This window comes from Streptomyces sp. NPDC101166, from assembly GCF_044768125.1.
In the GTDB taxonomy this organism is placed as follows: Bacteria; Actinomycetota; Actinomycetes; order Streptomycetales; family Streptomycetaceae; genus Streptomyces.
In genome coordinates, this window is sequence record NZ_JBIWPF010000032.1 from 15091 (window position 1) to 34992 (window position 19902).

At 68.0% G+C, this 19902-nt stretch carries 16 protein-coding genes and 7 pseudogenes; 11 read left to right on the forward strand and 12 right to left on the reverse strand.

Annotated features, from left to right (window positions below):
* Positions 1-44 precede the first annotated feature (44 nt).
* The 3 genes from ACIRS4_RS34205 to ACIRS4_RS34215 form a co-directional block, all read right to left on the reverse strand.
* Positions 45-320 (reverse strand): hypothetical protein, encoded by a 276-nt coding sequence (locus tag ACIRS4_RS34205; protein ID WP_404203481.1) that lies wholly within the window; start codon positions 318-320, stop codon positions 45-47.
* 225 nt (positions 321-545) lie between these two features.
* A complete protein-coding gene (locus ACIRS4_RS34210) occupies positions 546-701 on the reverse strand; it encodes a hypothetical protein (protein ID WP_404203483.1) in 156 nt (51 codons plus the stop codon).
* Positions 702-1258: 557 nt separating this feature from the next.
* The gene (locus tag ACIRS4_RS34215) at positions 1259-2053 is read right to left on the reverse strand and encodes a GntR family transcriptional regulator (RefSeq protein ID WP_404203524.1); all 795 of its coding nucleotides are present in this window, start codon (positions 2051-2053) and stop codon (positions 1259-1261) included.
* Between ACIRS4_RS34215 and ACIRS4_RS34220 the strand changes: the two are divergent.
* The 6 genes and pseudogenes from ACIRS4_RS34220 to ACIRS4_RS34245 form a co-directional block, all read left to right on the forward strand.
* Positions 2002-2418 (forward strand): annotated as a pseudogene (locus ACIRS4_RS34220) (IS110 family transposase); the annotation flags it as partial. The gene ACIRS4_RS34215 and the pseudogene ACIRS4_RS34220 sit on opposite strands and share 52 nt — an antisense overlap.
* A 637-nt stretch (positions 2419-3055) precedes the next feature.
* The gene (locus ACIRS4_RS34225) at positions 3056-3859 is read left to right on the forward strand and encodes a DUF6042 family protein (protein ID WP_404203485.1); all 804 of its coding nucleotides are present in this window, start codon (positions 3056-3058) and stop codon (positions 3857-3859) included.
* A pseudogene (locus ACIRS4_RS34230) lies at positions 3852-4073 on the forward strand (kinase); the annotation flags it as partial. The gene ACIRS4_RS34225 and the pseudogene ACIRS4_RS34230, both read left to right, overlap by 8 nt.
* A 168-nt stretch (positions 4074-4241) precedes the next feature.
* Positions 4242-5152: pseudogene (locus ACIRS4_RS34235) on the forward strand (transposase family protein).
* 95 nt (positions 5153-5247) lie between these two features.
* Positions 5248-5877, forward strand: a pseudogene (locus ACIRS4_RS34240) (transposase); the annotation flags it as partial.
* Between the two features lie 111 nt (positions 5878-5988).
* Positions 5989-6339, forward strand: a complete 351-nt coding sequence (locus ACIRS4_RS34245) for an integrase core domain-containing protein (RefSeq protein ID WP_404203526.1) — start codon at positions 5989-5991, stop codon at positions 6337-6339.
* 437 nt (positions 6340-6776) lie between these two features.
* On the opposite strand, the gene ACIRS4_RS34250 is transcribed toward ACIRS4_RS34245, so the two are convergent.
* Entirely contained in the window at positions 6777-8315 is a 1539-nt protein-coding gene (locus ACIRS4_RS34250) for an ISKra4 family transposase (protein WP_404203528.1), read from the reverse strand.
* Between the two features lie 5 nt (positions 8316-8320).
* On the reverse strand, positions 8321-8734 hold the full coding sequence (locus tag ACIRS4_RS34255; RefSeq protein ID WP_404203487.1) for a hypothetical protein: 414 nt from the start codon (positions 8732-8734) through the stop codon (positions 8321-8323).
* Between the two features lie 198 nt (positions 8735-8932).
* Here ACIRS4_RS34255 and ACIRS4_RS34260 point away from each other — a divergent pair.
* Positions 8933-9360: pseudogene (locus ACIRS4_RS34260) on the forward strand (transposase); the annotation flags it as partial.
* A gap of 162 nt (positions 9361-9522) precedes the next feature.
* Here the strand turns inward: ACIRS4_RS34260 and ACIRS4_RS34265 are convergent.
* From ACIRS4_RS34265 to ACIRS4_RS34285, 5 genes are all read right to left on the reverse strand, one after another.
* Complete coding sequence (locus tag ACIRS4_RS34265; RefSeq protein ID WP_334522735.1) at positions 9523-9738, reverse strand: hypothetical protein; 216 nt, start codon at positions 9736-9738, stop codon at positions 9523-9525.
* A 718-nt stretch (positions 9739-10456) separates the two neighbouring features.
* Positions 10457-11581: an IS701 family transposase gene (locus ACIRS4_RS34270; protein ID WP_404203490.1), complete on the reverse strand. Its 1125-nt coding sequence runs from the start codon at positions 11579-11581 to the stop codon at positions 10457-10459.
* Positions 11582-11601: 20 nt separating this feature from the next.
* On the reverse strand, positions 11602-11997 hold the full coding sequence (locus tag ACIRS4_RS34275) for a hypothetical protein (RefSeq protein WP_404203492.1): 396 nt from the start codon (positions 11995-11997) through the stop codon (positions 11602-11604).
* A 72-nt stretch (positions 11998-12069) separates the two neighbouring features.
* Entirely contained in the window at positions 12070-12399 is a 330-nt protein-coding gene (locus tag ACIRS4_RS34280; RefSeq protein ID WP_404203494.1) for a hypothetical protein, read from the reverse strand.
* A 72-nt stretch (positions 12400-12471) separates the two neighbouring features.
* Positions 12472-13041 carry a transposase gene (locus ACIRS4_RS34285; RefSeq protein WP_404203530.1) on the reverse strand — a complete coding sequence of 190 codons (570 nt, stop codon included), beginning with the start codon at positions 13039-13041 and terminating at the stop codon, positions 12472-12474.
* On the opposite strand from ACIRS4_RS34285, the gene ACIRS4_RS34290 reads away from it, so the two are divergent.
* Positions 12940-13947, forward strand: coding sequence for a DNA gyrase subunit B (locus tag ACIRS4_RS34290; RefSeq protein ID WP_404203496.1), 1008 nt, complete (start codon positions 12940-12942; stop codon positions 13945-13947). The two genes, ACIRS4_RS34285 and ACIRS4_RS34290, sit on opposite strands and share 102 nt — an antisense overlap.
* 449 nt (positions 13948-14396) lie before the next feature.
* Positions 14397-14993, forward strand: coding sequence for a hypothetical protein (locus ACIRS4_RS34295; RefSeq protein ID WP_404203498.1), 597 nt, complete (start codon positions 14397-14399; stop codon positions 14991-14993).
* Between the two features lie 67 nt (positions 14994-15060).
* On the opposite strand, the pseudogene ACIRS4_RS34300 reads toward ACIRS4_RS34295, so the two are convergent.
* A pseudogene (locus tag ACIRS4_RS34300) lies at positions 15061-15520 on the reverse strand (IS6 family transposase); the annotation flags it as partial.
* A gap of 129 nt (positions 15521-15649) precedes the next feature.
* Positions 15650-17914 (reverse strand): M4 family metallopeptidase, encoded by a 2265-nt coding sequence (locus ACIRS4_RS34305; protein ID WP_404203500.1) that lies wholly within the window; start codon positions 17912-17914, stop codon positions 15650-15652.
* A gap of 585 nt (positions 17915-18499) precedes the next feature.
* Here ACIRS4_RS34305 and ACIRS4_RS34310 point away from each other — a divergent pair.
* Positions 18500-19255 (forward strand): annotated as a pseudogene (locus ACIRS4_RS34310) (transposase family protein).
* 16 nt (positions 19256-19271) lie between these two features.
* Entirely contained in the window at positions 19272-19664 is a 393-nt protein-coding gene (locus tag ACIRS4_RS34315) for a hypothetical protein (RefSeq protein WP_404203502.1), read from the forward strand.
* Positions 19665-19902 lie beyond the last annotated feature (238 nt).

Here is a 19902-nt window from a genome sequence, read left to right on the forward strand (position 1 = left end):
TTCGACACGGCAGACCTCGTCGGAGCTGCCCTACATCTACCAGGTCACCAAATGACCCCACCGACCGCGACGAGCACGGCCACTACACGGGCGCCACGCCCGCGACCAGTGATCACGGCCCAGTCGAAGCCGCCTACCTGCGGACCGTCGCCGCCTTCGCCGAGGAAACCGGTATCGACCGGCTGGCCACCCGTGAGCCGCAGGTCGCCGGCTTCGCCCACTTTGGCCTGGACCCACCGGTCGACTGTTACGGCCTGGCCAGCAAGAACGTGGAAATTGCCGCTGCCCTGCGGATCGGCGTGCGGTCGGTCGAGCGGCAAAGCCGACCTGGCGCGAGAGCGGAGAAGCGGGAGTCCTGTCGAAGGGATCGCCGGGCAGAACTCTCGACCCTTCAACGCCGGGTGCACCCCCTCGGCGACCAGCCTGAGGTCCCCTCCTTTGCCACAGGCATTTCGCCCACACCTCTTGACCGGCCGTGCAGCCAGGCTCACGGCTCGCCGTGCTCGGACGTCAGTGTGGCCGCTGTGCCGCCCCGCAACTGGGGATCAGAGCTTTTCCAGGAGCCACCCACAGAAGCCGAAGAGCAAGGCGACACAGCTCAGACGGAGACCAATGACCTGCAGCCGTTCCACAGTGCGTTTGTCGGCTTCGCGCTGTTCCAACCCCACATCGGTCGCGCGCTTCAGTTCGTGTTCGTCCATCACTTCTCCCCCTGATCAACCAGTACATGCAGAGTGCCAGACACGCCACAACGGCGTGCCGCCAACTACCTGGGTGGCGAGTCCCTTACCAGCAAAATGAAGAACGCCTCCCTGAACTGGACCCTAACCAGTTACCCGTCGACTGGTGGGCGGACAGTGTTGGTCACCAGAGGTTGGACAGGCCGCCGGTGATCGAGGAAACCAGCTCCGTACCCCTTCCGCGACCGGAAGCGCCCGATCCCAGGTAGGAGCGGCTCGGATCGTCAGCACGGTCTGCTCGAAGTCGGTGCCGGCGGAGCGGGCCACGTCGATGCGCACGGGCAGGATCCGATCGGCCGGCCAGCCGGGCTCGCCCCGCTGGGGCAGGCCGCCTTCCAGTGTCGATGAGCGCCGCCTCCGGCGTCCTGGGACAGGGCCGTCTTGCCGATGCCGCCTACCTCGTGGAAGACGAGCACGTGGTTGCGCGGCACCTCGAGGCTCGTCGACCTGGGCACGCCCTGACACCATGCGGCCCGTTCTCCTTCGGTAGGGCGGGGCCGCTTTCGTCATGTCCGGCCTCAGTCGTCAAGCTCAATGCGGAAGTCGACGATGGTCGTGTCGCCACGGCGCACGATCGGGTGGGCGACCTCGACGACGCGGCCAGTGTCGGTGATGTGCTTCCGCGTGTAGCGCAACACTGGGATGCCGGCCCCGATGCGGAGCGTCGCCGCCTCGAGCTGGTTGGGCATGGCCGTCGTAAACGACTCGGTGATGGCGGTGACGCGGAAGCCGAGCGTCGCCAGCTGCGCGCGGGTGCCGCCGGGCCATGGTTCGTTGATTGGGTCGGCGACTGGAGTTCCGGCGACGTCGGACCAGCGGACGTAGCTGGTGCTCATCTGGGTGGGCTGGTCACTGTCGTAGAACACGAAGTGCCGGGCGAGCAGCCGCTCCCCCGTCTCGCATTCGAACAGGGCGGCGAGCTCAGCATCGGCAGGGACCCGCTCGAACCGCTTGTCGAGCCGGTACTCGGACCAGCCGATGCCCTGATCCCGTGTGTACGGGGTGGGCTTGGAGCCCGGCGTGGACCGGTACCGGTCGGCGGCCATGCGGTGGATCGGCGGCCTCGGTCGGACCCGCGTGCCGGCGCGGGCCCGGGTCTCGATCAGGCCTTCGGTGGCGAGGAGTCTGAGCGCGTTACGGATCGTCGTCTCGGATACGCCATACGTCGTACATAGAGCGGGCAGCGTCGGCAGCTGGTCGCCGGGCGCAAGCTGGCCGGAGGCGATGCGCTGCCGCAGCTCAGCGGCGATCCGCAGGTAACCCCGCCGCCCTGCACGCCTTCCAGGGCAAGGAGGGCGGCCTGACCAGGGCAGACGCCCGGGTGGTCCTTACCCTCGCCCCGACCCCGGCGAAGGCCGCGAAACTCACCCTCGCCCAGCTGCGCGCCGCCCTCAAGCGCAGCGGCCGCACCCGCGGCTTCGACACCGAAACTGCCCGCCTGCGGGAGATCTTCCGCTCCGAGTACGCGCGGCATCGCCCGGCCGTCGAGGACGCGTTCGGCCAGCAGCTGTTGGCTCTGCTCAAGCAGCTGGATGCCACCTGCCAGGCCGCAGACGACCTCACCACGGCCGCCGAAGCCGCGTTCAAGGAGCACGCAGACAGCGAGATCCTGCTCAGCTTCCCCGGCCTCGGCCCCCTGCTCGGAGCCCGGCTGCTCGCCGAGATCGGCGACGACCGGCCGACCGAGACACCGAGACCGGAACCGTCCCCTACGAGCTGTACGCGCTGGAGAGCGGTGCCTGACATGAAGCTCAACGACCTTGGCCCGCTGATGGCCCGCCGCCAAGACGGCGGCCTCAGCTTCGAGCGCTTCCGCGCGGACCCGGCACTGGCCGCCCTGCAATGGCCCAACGATGTCCTGAGGGACTTCCTCTTCGACCAAGGCGACAACGGCCACTTCGTGGACGACTACGGAGACATCGATCTGCGCGCCATCACCTGGACGCTGGAGACGATTCCGGCCGCGGCCTTCCCCACCATGCCGACCGGCGAGAGCGACGCCGGCTGCATCGAGAGCTACGCCGCCGACCCGGTGTACTGGGTCAAGGTGCGGCCCCCGGAAGTCGGCCGGCACTGGGAAGGCACGGGACGTGGCTGCGCCCGCCGCTCCTCATCGACCGGTGCCTCCTGGACCGGCGGACAGCGGACTGCAGGTCCTGGAGGGCCGCACCCGCGTCGGAGTGCTGTGCGGCCGCCTCCGCGAGCAGCTGCGCGTCGCCCCGCACCACCAGACGTGGGTGGGACGTTCGTGAGAACCTGCCGCGTCTCGCTGCGTACGCTGCGAGCATCGAGGTGTTTTCGAGGAAGAGCTGCGGATGACTGAGAAGGTGTCTGTTCCCGGGCCGCGCCGGGACCTGGCGATGCACAACGACTGGTGGGTGTCAGGCTGGGAGCACGTCCTGCCCCGTCAGGGCTTCCCGCTGACCATGCTGATCGGGACGGCGTGCCAGCCCGGCTTCACCGGCTCCCTGGACGACCTCCTGCGGGAGATCTTCGACGGGCACTGGGACATGATCGGCGGCGACCTCGACGGCGCGCTCACCTTCTCCTGGCCTGATGAGGAATGGGACTACGAGGCCGCGCCGGAGGGCCGCGAGGCATGCGAGGCGGCCCGCTGGGAGCAGTTCAGCACCATGCTGACGACCGCCGGCTTCCCGGTGCCCACCACCGTGCGGGACCTGTCCGAGCTCTACCTGACGTGGGGCCTGGCCCGCCGCGAAGAGACGCCGGACGGCACCCGATGGTCCATGCCCGCCGCGCTGCCGCTGCCCGGCGACCTGCTGCCCCTGGACCCCGAACTCACCGAGCGCCTCGACGGGATCCGCTGGACGATGCGCACCGGCCCGCTCCTCGACACCCTCATCGACCACCTGGTCGACGATCTGGGTGAACCGACAGAGACTCTCACCTCTCTGGACCGGCTGGCGGCAGCCACGGGTCAGGACGTCGACGACGTCCGGCTCGCTCTCGCGGAACTGGTGAAGTCCGGCGACGCCCGTGTCCAGCGCGGCGAGGAGCCGGCCGACGCGGAGCGCCTGGAGGCCCACCGCCGCTTCCGCCTGGTCATGGACTGGGAGCACTTCCACGAGAACCGCATCCAGGTCAGCCGCGGTGACTGAGGCCGCGCACGGCACGGTGGGGACCAGCGACACGCGCCTGATCGTGCTCCGAGGCAACAGCGCCTCGGGCAAGTCCTCCGTCGCGGCCTGCCTGCGAGAGAAGTTTGGGCGCAACCTCGCCATCGTCGCCCAGGACAACCTCCGCCGGATCGTGCTGCGCGAACGCGACCGGCCCGGCGGCGCCAACATCGGCCTGATCGACCTCACCGCCCGCAGGTCGTCCGGAACAAGATCAGCACGCACCCCGGACACCCTGCCGATCAAGATCGCCGAGCACCAGACCCGCGGCTCAACTCATTCTGAAACGATCAGTAACGAGCTGGTGCGTGATAGTGGTTGAGGCGTCGTTGCTGGCTGGTGGCATGATCCGACTGTGGCGATCATGGTCAATCGGGCGGTGCTGGCTCATCGGCTGTTCACGGGGTCTGGCAGCGTCACTCGCCTGTCTCGTGGAGGAGTTGGCGGTGCCCTGGGAGGCCGATCTCGAAGGCCGTCGTCATCGCCCGGGGCGGGGACCGGAAGCGGGCTGCGGGTGCCGGCGCCCGTCACCGGCTGGTGTTCGTCGAACGGCTGGTGGCCACGCTGATCCATCTGCGGCACGACCTGCCGCACGCGGTACTGGGACTGCTGTTCGGTGTCGACCGCTCCACCGTCACCCGCGCGATCGCAGAGATACGTGCGCTGCTGGCCGAGCGGGGATGCGCGGTGCCCGACCGTCCCAGTCTGCGGCTGCGGACCCTGGCCGATGTGTTCGCCTACGCCCAGGCGGAGGGGATCGAACTACGTCTGGACGCCACCGAGGTCCAGGTCCGCAGGCCGCCTGCCCGACGTGGTGGGCGGCAGGCGTTCGTGTCGGGAAAGAAGAAACAAAACACGATGAAGGCCACCGTCATCGCCGACGCCCAGGGCCGCACGTTATGAGTCGATGCCCTGCGACCTGGACGGATGCATGATGCGACCGCCGCGCGCAACGAAGGCATCGCCGTCTGCTTCCAGCAGTTTCCTGACGTTCAGGTGTTCTTGGACGACGGCTACCTCGGGCTTCGCCGCGATCACCCCGCACAGGCGGTGACCCCGCCGAGGAAAGGCAACAAGATCAGCCCGCCCGAGGTCCTTGAAGCCCGACGCCGAGCCCGCCACCGGCACTCCTCGAAGCGCATCACTGTTGAACACGCCCTCGCCGACCACAAACGCTGGAAGCAACTGACCCGCTGGACCCACCGACGAGAGGTCCTGCCCGCCACCTACCGGGCAATCGCCAGCCTGGTCTCCGACCGCAACACTGGAGCCTGACAACGGTCACGACCAGGCCAAACACCTCAACCGCTATCACGCACCACCTCGTAAAAGCGCGCACCGGCAGCGGATGATCAGGCGGATCCCGGCCGGCCCTCGGAGCCATCCGGTCCGCACGATCCGAAGTCCGCCATCGCGCCTGGTCGTTGGGCGGCCAGAACGCCCCGAACGCAGACGGCCAGGTCATCATCGATCTCGACGGTGTCCTCGTGATCGCGCACTCCGACAAACAGGACGCGGCCCCGACCTGGAAGAAGACCTACGGCCATCACCCCCTGACCGCCTTCGTCGACCACGGACCGGGCGGAACCGGCGAGCCCGTCGCCGCCCTGTTCAGGCCGGGAAACGCGGGCTCCAACACGGCAGCCGACCATATCACCACCGCCCAACTCGCCCTGGCCCAACTGCCGAGCAATACCGGCGAGGGCGGCAGACCCTGATCCGCACCGACTCCGCAGGCGGCACCCACGACTTCGTGTCCTGGCTCGTCAGGCGAGGACGATGGCTGTCCTACTCGGTCGGCATGGTGATTACCGAAGCGATCCACGAACACGTGCTGACGATCCCCGCCTCAGCCCGGACGCCGGCCGTCGAGGCCAACGGTGAGGCCCGCGACGGGGCATGGGTCGCAGAGCTCACCGGCATACTCCTGGACGGCTGGCCCAAGGGCATGCGACTGATCACCGCAAAGAACGGCCCCATCTGGCGCCCAGTTGAGGATGGGTGCGGATCTTCTGGGGGTGCCTCGTTGGGGTGATTCGCAGAGGTTCGGGTGTGGCTGGTCGTGCCGGCTTCTACCGTCGCCGGGGTCGAGCCCGCCGCGAGGGGTGCGGGTGCTGAGCGAGGGTGGGTGTGGTGTGCCGTCGTTGATGGAGGCGTTGGAGGCCAGGCGGGCTGAGGTGCTGGGCCAGGCCGAGCGGCTGCGTGAGCAGATCAGTTTCGACAACGCCGTTTCTGAGGCGTTCAACAGCGTGCTCAAGGCGGAGTACGTAGACCGGCACCGGTTCGCGACCCGCAGCGAGGCCCGGCTGAAGATCGCTACGTGGATCACGGACTTCTACAACACCCGGAGGATCCACAGCGTGTGCGACTTTGCCAGCCCGGTGGATTTCGAGCAGCAGTACTGGGCTCAGCAAGTCTGGCAGCAAGCAGCGCAAATCGTCTCCACGCTGCGAGGGGACTGACATCGACGGCTTCCCGTCCTGCCGCCACGTCTCGTTGCACGCGTGCGCTCGTGCACGTGTGCACGCTTTCGTGCCCGTGAGGCATCCCGGGCCGTGACAACACCGATCGAAGTTGAACGTGTTCAAATAGCTCTGTGCGGGTGACCGTGCAGCAACTGGCGCGAACACGCGGCAGGCACCGCTAGGAGGACATCGTGGGCGCAGGCGTCATAATCTTCGTATTCTTCTTCTACGTGCTCCTCATGGCACCGTTCTGTATCCTTATCGGTGCGAAAACGTCCTCGCGCATGGGCTGGGTGATGGCAACTCCCCTAATTTTTCTGCCCCTTACCCTATTGATCGCCGCTCTGATCCCTTGAGTGGCTTACCAACTCCCAGGCGGGCGCGTTGGCCTGGCGAAACGCGGTTGGGATTAGATCCAATGAGGGTGCTGTTGATCAGGCGGTGGGTATGACCTGGTCGCGGTAGTGCGTCTGGTGGTTGCGGATGAATTCCTGCTGCTGGTGCCAGGTCCAGTAGGCGTCGAAGTCGCCGTTGGCGCGGACGGCACGCAGCTTGAGTACGGCTTCGGCTCCGGAGAGGCCCCAGTGGGCGCCGGTGATGTCCAGGCGGTCTTTGACCAGGTGCCGGCATGCTCCCTCGATGATTCCGGTGGCGATCGGCCAGCCGCGTTCCAGGGCGGTGTCGTAGCGCAGGTGCCCGGCCTTGCCGGTCAGGTAGTTCACGGCCTCGTCGATGCCCTTGCGCTGGGCGCCGCGCAGTCCAGCCGCGCGGGCGGCCGCCTCGAGTGCGGCGGCGGTCTGCTGCACGCCGCCGCCCAGCAGGACGCGGGCGTGACGGGCGACCCAGGTCTCGGCGGAGGCATCGCCGCTGCCGTGTAGGCACCATGCTGCTCGCCACAGATATTCGAGCACGTGGATGAGGTCGACGATGATGTGGACGTCCACGCCGCGCTGCAGTGCTTCGGCCTTGATGAGGTCGATCTGATGGCGGGCTCCGTCAACGAGGACGACCCAGCAACGGCGGTGGGCGGGGTCGCGGTACTCGGCCTGGTCGAACACGGCGGCCACGACCTGCGCGGCGGTGTCGTTCACCGAGCCGCACAACCACTTCGACCGGGCCTTCGGCCCCTGGCGGCGCTCGGGCGCCGCGCCGTGGCCGGCGTCGTCATGCCGGTCGGGGTCGGCGATGATGTCGTCGGCTGTGCGCGGCGCGGGTTCGGCATCGTAGACGGCTCCCAGGGTGGCCATCCGTTTCCTGCCGTGTTTCTCCCCGGACGCCAGCCGGGTCTTCATCGCGTTGCCGCCCTTGGCGGCCGCGGCCTTCGCGGTGTCCTCACGCAGCGCTTCGGGTCTTATCACCACGCCCTTGCCGTCCACCGACAAGATCAGTGGCGTGGTGTCGGTGCAGGGGGCGGGTACCAGGGCGTCGTAGAACGCGTCGATGTCCGCTGCGGCGCTGACAGCGAGTTCCTGGACCTGCCGGTGCCCGATGCCGGAGCCGGTGTGGGCGTTGATCCGCTCGCAGGCGTCGGCGAAGCTGCCGCGGGAGGACTCGATAGCGGCGAGCCTGGCCAGCCCGTGCGAGTGCATTCCATCCGGCAGGTTCAGCACCGCGTCGGCCGGGTGCAGGTCCGCCACACCAGTGCCGCGATAGGCGATCCGAACGACGGTGACCTTGCCGAACACCGTGGCCAGCAACCGGCGCCGGCACCGCTCGATCCTCGAGCGTCCGACACCGGCGGCGTCCACGACCTCTTCACGACGGGCCTCGTCCCTGGCCCGCAGGGTCAGGTGGTCCTGGAACAACTGCCGCGTGACCTCGCGCATCCGCGCTCCCAGCAGGTCCTCCAACTGCGCGTGCGTCATCACCGCCGCCCGAGGGGCCGCCAGCTCCGCACACGCCGCGGCGAACAGACCCGCCGAGGCGGCGAAGGCGTCCTCACACTCCGCGAGCGCACCCTGGGCCGGCCCCACCACGCTCACCACCCCTGCTTCCTGCCGTCGACCTTGAACAGCCCGGACGAGGGCTCGGCCAGGATCCCGCGCTCCACCAGCCGCTTCAGCTTCGAGCGCATCCCCTCGACATGGCGCGGCTCAGTCCCCAGACTCAATTGCTGGCAGACCTCTTTGCAGCGCATCGCCGCCCCCGAGGTCGCGAACAGGGCGATGATCTCCCGGTACTCGGGAGACATCACCGCCACGTCCAGCTCTGCCTCGGCCTTCTCCAGCGCCACGGCGACTCCGCCGTCACCCCCGCCCGCGGCGTCCGTGTCCGGCACCGGCGAAGACGGTGCGGCCAGCACCTCCTCCACCGTCTCGCGCGCGACCTGCAACCGCGCCAGCCGCTCCTCGGCCCGCGACAACCTCTTCGGACAGACCAGCGATCTGCTCACGAAGCCGCTCGGCCCGGCCCAGCACCTCAGCCCGCCTGGCCTCCAGCGCTTCCATCAACGACGGCACACCACACCCACCCTCGCTCAGCACCCGCACGCCTCACGGCGGCTCGACCCCAGCGACGGTAAGAGTCGGCAAAACCAGCCACACCCCGAACCCCTGCGAGTCACCCCAACGAGGCACCCTCAGAAGATCTACACCCGTTGAGGATCACGGACGCGGACGGCATGAGGATCACGTGCTTCGCGACCAACACCACCCACCGGCCGATCGCCGAGCTCGAGCTCCGTCACCGGCTGCAGGCCCAGGCCGAGGACCGGATCAGGGCCGCCCGGGCCACCGGCCTGCGCAACCTGCCCCTGTGCATAGGGCAGCGCAGAACAAGGTCTGGCTCGAGATCGTCCAGATCGCCCTCGACCTGCTGGCCTGAATGCCGATGCTCGCGCTGACTGGCAAGGCCCGGCCCTGGGAACCCCGTCACCTGCGATTCCGCCTGTTCTCCGCAGCCGCTCAGCTCGTCACCACCGGCCGACGCAGGATTCTCCGCCTCACCCAGCACTGGCCATGGACCGGCGAGATCACCGCCGCTCTCGAACGGCTCGCGCTCCCGCCCAACCCCGGCTGACCAACAACCTCAACCATCCCGACGACAGCACCACTCGATCCCGGACAGTGGAACCCGGCGCCCACCCGACGCGACAACCGGGCCGCCGGCCTGCCTACCAACAGCTACGGAAAGAGAAAGGGCTCACCGACTCCGTCGGCGGACCCTCACGAAAGATTGAGGCTAGATTCTCTGAGTCAGCAGCATCTTTCCGTCGCCACCGAGGACCAGGACGTTGCGGGCGACGCCGTCTTCGCCCTTGCCGTGGTCGCCATCCCACCAGGTGACGAAGCTTCGTGCGAGTTCGTTGGCCTGCTCGCGGCTGGCTGCGTCGTATTCGGTGCTCAACTCGAGGTCGTAGTCCGTCCTCGTTAGTTGTGCCACGATCAGTTTGGACACATGCTGAGCTAACTCCCTCCTGCCGTTGGCATCCGCCCAAGAGCGGAACGCCCGCATCAAGTCCGCGTCCTCGGTGCGGCTGGTGATTGCGGCGGTGGGGGGACTGGCAGGCCTGTTGGCAACGCCGTCCAGGCAGCCTTGCACCCAGGCGCCCCGGTCAGCCTCGGCTTCAGTGGCTTTGGCGTCAAGGGCCCGTCGTGTGCAGCCACCCCAAACGGTTTCACGTACAGCCGCTCCTTTGCCCTGCGAGTCGTAGATGGCCTTCCCTGTTCTATGGCCCGCACCGTAGGCCACCGCGTAGGCCGCATCTGTCTTACTCGGTAAGGCCGAACCCTTGGGGGATTCTGAGCGAGCGCACCCCGCCAGGGGGATACAGAGCACCCCTACGGTCATGACAAGCGCGGTACGTACCGTTGTCCTCATTGCTCTCCCCTACCTCGCCTTTGTCTCCAAGTTGGAGAGATGGAACCCAGCGCCCATCCGTTCCACCGAGATGCGGCCAAAACGTCGAAAGGGCTCGTGAACGCGGCAATCTCCTGGTTACGGTCTAGTACTCCAGTGCGGCTTTGTGATTTATGCGGTGGAGGGGGCGGAGATCCGTCGTCGGTAATGGCTCCGGCGGGCTGTGGCCTGGTGGAGCCTGCGCCAGGTCGACCAGGCCAGCAGCTTGTTCAGGGTGGTGAGTGGGTTCAGCAGTGCCCCGAGCAGATGGCGGAGCTCAGGAACGGTCAGGTCGATCGGTTCGCTGCTCCCGAGCGGGGCGGTTCGGCTCGGCTGGTCTGGTCGGCCTTGCGTCGGCAGCCAGGACGGTGAGGAAGGCTAGCGCGAGCATGGCCAGGGTGATGTGCCGGTGCCATGCGGTCCAGTGGCGGACCTGGTAGTGGTCCAGCCCAACCTGTCCCTTCGCTGCCTGGAAGCACTCTTCGATGCACCACCTGGTGCCGGCGACCCGGACCAGCTCTGACAGTGACACTCGCTGTGGGGTCCAGCAAAGGTAGAAGGCGAGTTCGCCGCTGGTGGGGTTGCGGCGGATCAGTAGGTAGCGGTGACCGTCAGCACCGATCTCGATCCAGGCCCAGTCGTAGTAGCGGGGGCCCTTCGCCCCGGCTTCGGCACTTTGCCGATGCCAGGCCGAGGCGGGCAGATGGTCGGCAGCGACGTCCGCTCGGACTGCGGTGCGGTCCTGGTTGATCCGTACCCGGGTGCTGCAAGCTACGGCGAGGACATAGCCGATCCGGCGGGCTTCCAGCAGCGCCCGCAGGCCCGGATCCTGGCCGTACGCCTCGTCGTCCGTCGCCCATGAGGTAGTGATCCCGGCGTCCAGCGCAGCCTCGATCATCCGCCCGGCCAGGGCGGGCTTGGTCGCGAACTCCACGTGGTCGGGGACGCCGGCCCCGGCTCGGCGCTCGCCGTCTTGGCACCAGGCTTGCTCTGGCAGATACAGACGGCGGTCTATCAAGGCCCGCCCGTGACGGGAGGCGTAGGCGAGGAACACGCCGACCTGACTGTTCTCGATCCGTCCGGCGGTTCCGGTGTACTGCCGCTGAACCCCGGCCGAACCGCGGCCCTTCTTCGAAAATCCGGTCTCGTCGACGATCAGCACGCCGTCGTCGGCGCCGAGGTGCTCGACGACGTCGTCGCGGACCTCATCGGCGCTCCAGCGCGCGGTTCGTAGCAAGCGCTGCATCGGCCCAGGGCGGGCGTGGCCAGCCTGTTCGGCCAGCCGCCAGCAGCTCTTCCGCTCGACGCCGGAGAGTAGTCCGAGCAGGTAGGAGCGGGCCGTCGCCCTCGGCTCGACCCGGCGGAACCGGCCGGCGATCCTCGACATGGCTTGGTCGAACATCGCCCGCCAACGGGCTGCGTCTATGCTTTGGCCCGCGGCCACCGCACGATCTTCAAGAGTCCACACAACCCTTGATCATCTCGCGGTGGCCGCGGGTAGTGTTCACCGTCGTCGCCTTGCACCCGAGCCCCCCAGTGCCTGGCGAGCTCGCACATCTTGGCGATCAGCACGTCGCTCGGGTGCTTGGCGCTGACCAGGCCCTGGTCCCAGTGCAGCGCCTCGATCCCGTCTTCTTGGTCCGGCCGCGTAGTCATCAAAGCCGAGGAGAAGGCATCTGCAGGCCAGCCGTCGGGGATGGGCTGCATGACCAGATCGGGATCGGCGGCAACGGCGGACTCCCATTCCTGCCGACTGATCTCAGGCCCCTCCTCGTCCCACCAGTCGTCGCGCCGCGTGTTGTGCAGTTCATACCCCATGCACAGCAGCGTACGAGGAAGCACCGACAGAGCCGCCGATCACGAAACCACACTGGAGTACTAGGGCGTGTTTTAGAAGTCGGTGACCTGTCTGGTTGGCCGTCCGGGGAAGTCGCGGCCGGCGATCCAGATGGTTAGGTCGCGAGCGATGTCGTTGATGCTGGTCTCCGTAATGACCTCGTGCTCGCTGCGGACGGTGTCGCGCCGGACGATCTCGTAGCCGCCTTCGTCCAGGACAGCCACCGAAGCGAACCAGGCCGGGTCGTCCTCGTCGGGCTGGACGACCACGAACGTGTTGTCCGAGTCGTTGAGGTCGCTGATCATCATGAACAGCGCATCCTCGGAGGGGTCGTCGATACGGTCGCCGTTCTCGCTGTCGGCGCCGAAGTACTGAGCCCCCATCGTTGCCTCTCCCTTGCCCTGTTCACCCTGGTCGCCGTCAGCATGGCATGGGGAACCGACAGCCCTGGCCGCTCATAACCATTCGCCAATCGCGGCGATCAGGACGGTGGTTTCGAAGCGGACGGCGAGTTTGTCGAACCTGGTGGCGACCGCGCGGTTGCGCTTGAGCCGGTTGATTCCGCACTCGACCGCGTGCCGGGCCTTGTAGTCCTCGCGGTTGAAGGCCGGAGGCCGCCCGCCGCCCCTCCCGCGTCGCTTGCGGTTCGCAGCCTGGTCCGTCGGTTCGGGGATCGTGCACCGGATTCCGCGCTTTCGCAGGTAAGCTCGGTTGGTGCGTGACGAGTACGCCTTGTCGCCCCGCACTCGCAGGGGCCTGACACGAGGACGTCCGGGTCCGGTGCGAGGCACCCGGATGCCTTCCAGGACGGCAGCGAACTGCGGGCTGTCACCGCGCTGGCCCGCGGTGACCAGCAGGGACAGCGGCCGCTGGCCTTGCTCGCAGGCCAGGTCGACGTCGTCGGCCGGTCGGTGAGCGCGGTCTTGGCCACGGGCGGCGGCTGCGTCGACGTCACGCTCACAACCGACGGCGGCGTACGAGTGGCGGACGACGGGACGGTGGTTCCCTTCGAGGACGCCGGGGATGGCAGTGTCCTGGGCCTCGAAGCTCTGCTGACGAGCCTGCAGGCCGGACCGGATCCCGATGGCCGGCACATCGCGCTCGTGGGCCACTTCAGTGTGGGGCTCCTCGTCGTCAACGCCCTGTCCAGCCGGCTGACGGCCGAGGTGCGGTGCGGGGGAGTCCGCCGGGTTCAGGAGCACGCCCGTGGCGTCGCTTTCGCCCCGCCCGCCGCCGTGGGCCCTACACGCACAAGCGGGACGACCGTCGCGTTCTGGCCGGACGCCGAGATTTTCGAGACGACGTGGTGCTCGTTCGCCGTGCTGGCGGAGCGCTTTGGGCAAGTTGCCTTCCTCAACCGGGGCTTGGAGATCTCGCTGACCGATGAACGTCGGGCGGTAGGGGTCCGCAGGGTGCGATTCCGGTTTCCGGAGGGGGTCCGGGACTTCGTGGCCGCTCTCGATGCCGAGACGGGCGCGGCCCTGGGGCCGGACGTCATCGCCTTCGAGCGAGAGGACCCGCGGATGGCGGGCACGATGGAGGTCGCCCTCCTGTGGGGCGGCTCGCGCGGGGAGCGGTTGCGCAGTTTCGCCAACAGCCGGCTCACCCGTGAGGGCGGCACGCACGTGGACGGCTTTCACGACGGGGTGGCGACCGCGGTCGCCGCCTGGGCACGCAGACGGGGCCTGCTGACAGCCCAGTACTCCGGTCCCGGCGCCGACCGGATCGGCGAGGGCCTCACTGCGGTCGTGTCAGTGAAACTGGACCGCCCCGAGTTCCTCGGCCCCATCCGCGGATTGCTCGGCGGCGCCGAGGTGCGTGCCTGCGTCGGGGAGGCTGTCCGGGAACATCTCGGCGCCTGGTTCGAGGAGCGCCCGGACCGGGCCGCGGCAATCGTCGACCGGATCATCCGGGACCGCCACCGACGATGACCGCCGACGGATGCCCTGCGCGACGGACCATGCTGGCCGGGACGGCACCTCGCCCCTGCGACCCGGGTGATCAGCTTCCCGGACGCTCCACGACGATGCCGGTGCTCCGGCGGAGAAGGTCCAGCCTCTGAGTGAGAGACCGACGCTCGGACTCCGCTCATGGCGAGGTGCCCGTTGACTGGCGTGGGTGGTCTCCGCGTCAATGTGCTCCCGGCGCTCGTATGTGCCCGCGCCGCACGCAGGTGACGTCTCCTCCGAACTGACCCCGACTTTGCCCAGCCTGACCGCTGGTTACCACCGGTCCCTGCCGTCATCCTCCGGTCGCACCGCTCTGTCGGCCGTCAGGCGGAGCCGAGTTCAGCCCCCAGAGCGATCCTCGGAGCCCCGTTGACTGGGATCTTCATTGCGGAACAGGTCGAACATCAGTCCACCGAAACCGAGGACCGCACATGCAGCCACTCTTGCACGCCGAAGAACCCGCCACCGCCCGCCTGGGACGATTCAACGCCACATGGCGGACCGCCCACGAGCCCGTTGCCGGAGTGTCGCGACGGATGCAACTCGTGGCCTACGCCGTTCCGTTGACCGTCCTGCCTTCCAGTATCTGGCGACTCCCGATCGCGTTCGACGGCGCTCTCGGACTCGGCGAACGGGCTTATGTCGTCTTCCTGTCGATCCTGTCGGAAGTCCTCGCGTTCACTGCGATCGGCCTGATCGCCCGCTGGGGTGAGGTGTTCCCGCGATGGATCCCGTTTCTGCGCGGCCGCCGGGTGCCGAGGAAGGCGGCGGTCCTCCCGGCTGCTGTCGGGGCCATGGTCCTCACTCTCCTGTTCACCCTCCTGTTCATCGTCTCCGAGATCGGGGGCACCACGATCCGAGGCGGCGACCTGCCGGCCGACTCCCCAAGCGAAGCCAGCGGCTGGGAAGCTGCCTGGTTCTATTTCTGCTACGCGCCGCTGACCCTGTGGGGACCGCTGCTGGCTGTGCTGACCGTCGCGTACTGGAAGCGCCGTTCCGCGGCCGAGAAGGTGCCCGGGGCGGCGTGAGAGTGCCGTCATCCCGAGACTCAACCGGTCGGACTCATAGGTGAGCGTTGTCGAGAGGCGGTGCTCAAACGCAGGGCATGACCTCGCGGTGGGACGCTCCGTAGAGCGGAGCTTGCCGGTCACGATCACTCGCGGCACCGCACCGGTCCTCTTCGGAAGTCTGCGGAAGAAGAGCCGGCCGCGACCTTGTCCCGGCGGTCCTGCACCAGGATGTCCAACGGGTTGCCGTCCTGGTTGACGGCTCGCCACAGGTTCCGCTGCTCGCCGTCGACCTTGACAAAGGACTTCGTCCGAGTGCCACTTGGCCCCGGAGCGGGGCTGCCGGCGGCGCGACGCGTTGCGTAGGAATGCCCGAAACTGCCGCACCAGCGGCGGATCGTCTCGTAGGAGACGACGACCCCACGCTCGAGCATGAGCTCTTCGACCTCGCGGAACGACAGCGGGAAGCGGAAGTACAGCCACACGCAGTGGAAGATGACCTCGACGGGGTACCGATGCCCCTTGTACAGCAGCGACGCACTCCCCACGGACGCCCCTCCCGGCCTGATCGACCCGAAGATCACTCCACCGGTCAGCCAACGTGACAGTGCCCGCCGGGCCGCCCGTCGCCCCGCTGGTCCGGTGCGACGGGCGGCCCCAGTGCCGAGAGGAGAGGGTCAGAAGCTCAGGTTCCAGCCGTCGAGGTATCCGGGGTCGACGGTGAAGATACCGGGGGTGTTGTCGTGGACGCGCAGCTTCCAGGTGCCGTCGGCGGGGACCCCGGAGGCGTCGACGGTGTACGTCTCGTGCAGTTCCGTGCCGGTGTCCCAGACGAAGTCCTTCACCGGGATCACCGTGCCGTCCTGCGCGACCAGTTCGATGACCTGGCCGCCGATGAAGTCGTGGACGAGATCGACGCCGACCTTCAGATCGCGGGGGGCGTTTCCTTCCCGGCCGGTGACGGTGATGGGAGACTCGACGACCGCCCAGTTCGGGATGTCGACCCGGGCCGGGTTGGTGAAGAAGGCGCCGCCGGAGGCCAGCACGGTCCAGCGGAAGGACAGGGCACGTGTCTGCGCCGCGGAGTTCGTGATGGTGATGACCGTGGTGAACTCACCGGCCGTGGTCGGCGTGCCGCTGACCGCACCCGTGGCGGTGTCGATCGACAGTCCGCCGGGCAGACCGGTGGCGGCGTAGGTGAGGGCACCCGGGCGGGTGGACACCGCGTCGATCCTCAGACCGGTCGGCTGCCCGACCGCCGACTTCTGGGCGGGCGGCACCGACGCGGCGATGTTGTTGACGTACGACGGGCCCACGTTGACGGCCGCCCAGGCGTTGCCGACGGCCGTGTAGACATCGTTGTCCATGCCGAACAGATCGGCCGCGGCCCGCAGGGTGGCGGTGCGGGCCCCTGCGTAGTCGGTGCGGCTGGTCATGTAGACGGTCAGCGCCCGGTACCAGATGGCGGTCGCGTTGTGCAGGCCGATGTCGGCGACGGGGTTGCCGTCGTAGGTGGGGCTGTCGTAGTCGATGCCGTGGATGGTCTTCTTGCCGCTGCCCTCGGCGAGCAGGTAGAAGAAGTGGTTCGCCACGCCGGAACTGAAGTGCGGGTCCAACTTCTTCGTCTCAGGGGTCCAGTAGTCCTGGGAGGTGCCCTTCGAGGAGGCGTCCTTGGAAGGGTGGTCCATGTAGCGGATCGGCTTGCCGGTGCCGCGCAGGTCGATCAGCTCGGCCATCCGGTAGTCCGGCGTGTCCTTCGGGTTGTCAGCGAAGAACTCCACGGCCGCGGCCATGATGTCGCTGGTCGCCTCGTTCAGACCCCCGGACTCCCCGGCGTAGTACAGGTCCGCGGTGGCGTGGGTGACGCCGTGGGTCATCTCGTGGGCGGCGATGTCCATGGAGGTGACGGGCCTGGCGTTGTCCAGTCCGTCACCGTAGGTCATGCAGAAGCAGAGGTCGTCCCAGAAGGCGTTGGCGTAGCCGCTGCCGTAGTGGACCCTGGAGCGGGCGCCGACGCCGTCGTCGGCTATGCCGTTGCGGCCGAACCGGTCTTTGTAGAAGTCCCAGGTCCGCTGCGCGCCGTAGGCGGCGTCCACGGCCGCCGTCTGGCGGTCGGCGGGCGTCCCGTCGCCCCAGTGATCGTCGTCGTCGGACAGCAGGGTCTGTGCGCCGTTGGCGGCGATGTCGTACGTCCTGTGCTCACCGCGCTGCGGGTCGGTGAGTTCGTAGGAGTTGCCGTTGCGGACCGAGCCGATCTGTACGCGTCCGCTGTACCGGCTCTCGCCCTCGCCGGTGTGAATCTGCTCGACGCTCTCCACCTGCTTGCCGGTCGCGGCGTCGGTCACAACCTGCCGGCGGCTCGGCGTCCCGTCGTCCTGTACGCCGGTGACGACGGATTCCCAGGCCAGGGTGGTCTTTCCGGCCTCCGCCCAGACGACGAGACGTGGGGCCCCGGCCGAGGTGGCCCTCTCGGTCCCCTCCGCCTTTCCGATGGCCAGAGCGGACCTCTTGGCGGTCGCGGCCGGGACGGTGGCCTTGGTCGTCGGCACGGATACGGCCCTCGGAGACGCCTTGGTGGCGGTCAGGGACTCGCCCCGCTCGTGGACCACCAGGTCGCCGCCGCGAACGGGCAGTCCGGCGAAGGTCCTCTCGTACCGCGTGTGCACCGTGCCGTCGGCATCCTTGACGACGTCCCTCGGCACCAGCTTCTCCTGGTCGCCGAGCTTCAACCGGCGGGCGGTGGTGGTGCTCTCGTCGGCTGCGGCGCTGAGCATCCGGTCCCGCTGAGCGGGGGAGAGTTCGACGGTGTCAGCCCCGGGGCGGGGGGCCGCCGCGATCTGCCGCGGAGCCCGGCCCTGGTCGGCCGCGGTCGCGGTGGCGACCGTCGCGGGGAGCGCCGATAAGAGGAGAGCGGCCGCCACCGTGGCCGTGGTCGCCGTCACGCGTCTGCGCGGCACCACTCCAAGGCGGGTGAAACGGGATTCGGCGGGTGATGTGCCTCTGAAGACAGGCGAGTTGTTCGTCACTCCAGCAGCTCCTTTGGTCGGCCGCTCGGTGACGGCCGGTAGGGCAGACCCGGAGACAGGACGCTCCGGTGGGCGAAGGTGCAATGCCCGGGCAACGCGCAGATCGTTTCAACAAGTGAAGGCAATGTCATTGATGCGGGAACTGTTGTCCGAAAGCTGGCGGCCATTGGCTGACTGATGCACAGTCACGAGCCATGCGCAGCAAGGCAGTTCACGCGGTGGCAATACCGCTTTCACCTGTGATGATGACGACTTCTCATTGTTCGGTCGGTCGGTCGACCGTCCGGCCCAGGAGTCACCCCGACTGCGGCGCAGAGCTGTAAGAGGTGAAGTGAAGAGATCGAGTAAACCCCCTGATTCTTCGATGCCTTGACGGCTACTGAGCCTTTTCCGACCTGGCTGCGGCGGTGAGGTGCTGGAGGTTGCCAGCTGTACGGAACGACGAAGCTCCTGGTAGACGGGATCTCCACCAAGATCATCCGTGTCCGCCAGGAGCTTCGCGTGCTTGCCTACCCCTCGTCGATCGATCTGTCCAGCGGCACACTGCGCTACCTGACCACGCGGCTCCGTGCCTGGCAACGAAAGATCGGGACCCGGTGGCGACGGCTACCTGCCGGCCGTCAGGCCCTGCTCGCCCTCGCCCACCTGCGGTGCGGGGACACCTACGCGCGGCTCGCCGCCGGGTTCGGCATCGGCGTCGCGACCGTGTACCGATACATACGTGAGGCGATCGACGTCCTGGCTGCCGCCGCGCCGACCCTGACCGAGGCGATGAAAACCGTACGAGCGAAAGCCTTCGTGATCCTGGACGGCACCCTGCTGCCGATCGACCGGATCGCTGCCGACACCCCGTACTACTCCGGGAAACACAAACGCCACGGCATGAACATCCAGGTCCTCACCGACCCGTTCGGCCGACTGCTGTGGGCCTCGCCGGCATTGCCCGGCTCGGCACATGACCTGACCGCCGCCCGGCGCCACGGCATCATCGACGCGCTCGCCGAGGCCGACGTGAAGTGCTGAGCGGACAAGGCTTACCAGGGCGCCGGTCGCTCCGTCCGGGTGCCATTCAGGGGCCGTTGGCTCAAACGCTGGAAACGGCGACACAACACCACCCACGCCAAGATCCGCTGTCTCGGCGAACAGGCCATGGCCACCCTGAAGGGCTGGCGCCTTCTGCGGAAGCTCCGCTGCAGCACCAACCGGATCACCGACATCGTGAAGGCCGTCGTCGTCCTTCACCACGCCTCAGCCTGAGGTTAGAAAAGACTCCATGAGTTTTGACATCTTCGTGTGCCGGTTCGAGAACGGTGATCTGGCACCGCTGGACATGAGTGCCGCGCACGAGGTCCTCGACCCCTATGCGGTGGCGCGGGCCCCCGAGACGGACTTCCTGCTGGTGAGTACGGCGGAGGGGGAGGAAGCGGGCGTGTACTTCAACAGCCCGACCGGCATCACCTTCAACCGCTTCGGAGGGGACGGGATCATGGACCTCCTCGCCGTCCTGCTACGTCAACTGGATGCCGTGCTCGTCGTCCCGGGCGGGCCGACCATGATTCAGCGGGACGAGGACCGCGAGCTTCTGCCCGCCTCCCTCAAGGACGAATGGCCCGTCGTCGTGGCCCGTAGCGGCGCGGAGATTGAGCAGGCGATCCGGGCTTCCTGAACGAGTGGGCCAGGGGCCGTCCCCGGTGCGTGTCACCGGGAACGGCTCCGTCGTCTCCGCGCGGGCGCAGGCGCGCGGCCAGTACGCCTCCGCCACAGCAGCTGTGAAGCCCGTTCTCGTCCTTCACCATGCCTAATCTGAGGTTGGAAAAGGCTCCATGACCGGACGGTACCGACAGCCGCTGGCAGGGCGGGGTGCATTTTCAGGGCGAGCCCGCCCTTCGACAGCCCCACCCCGC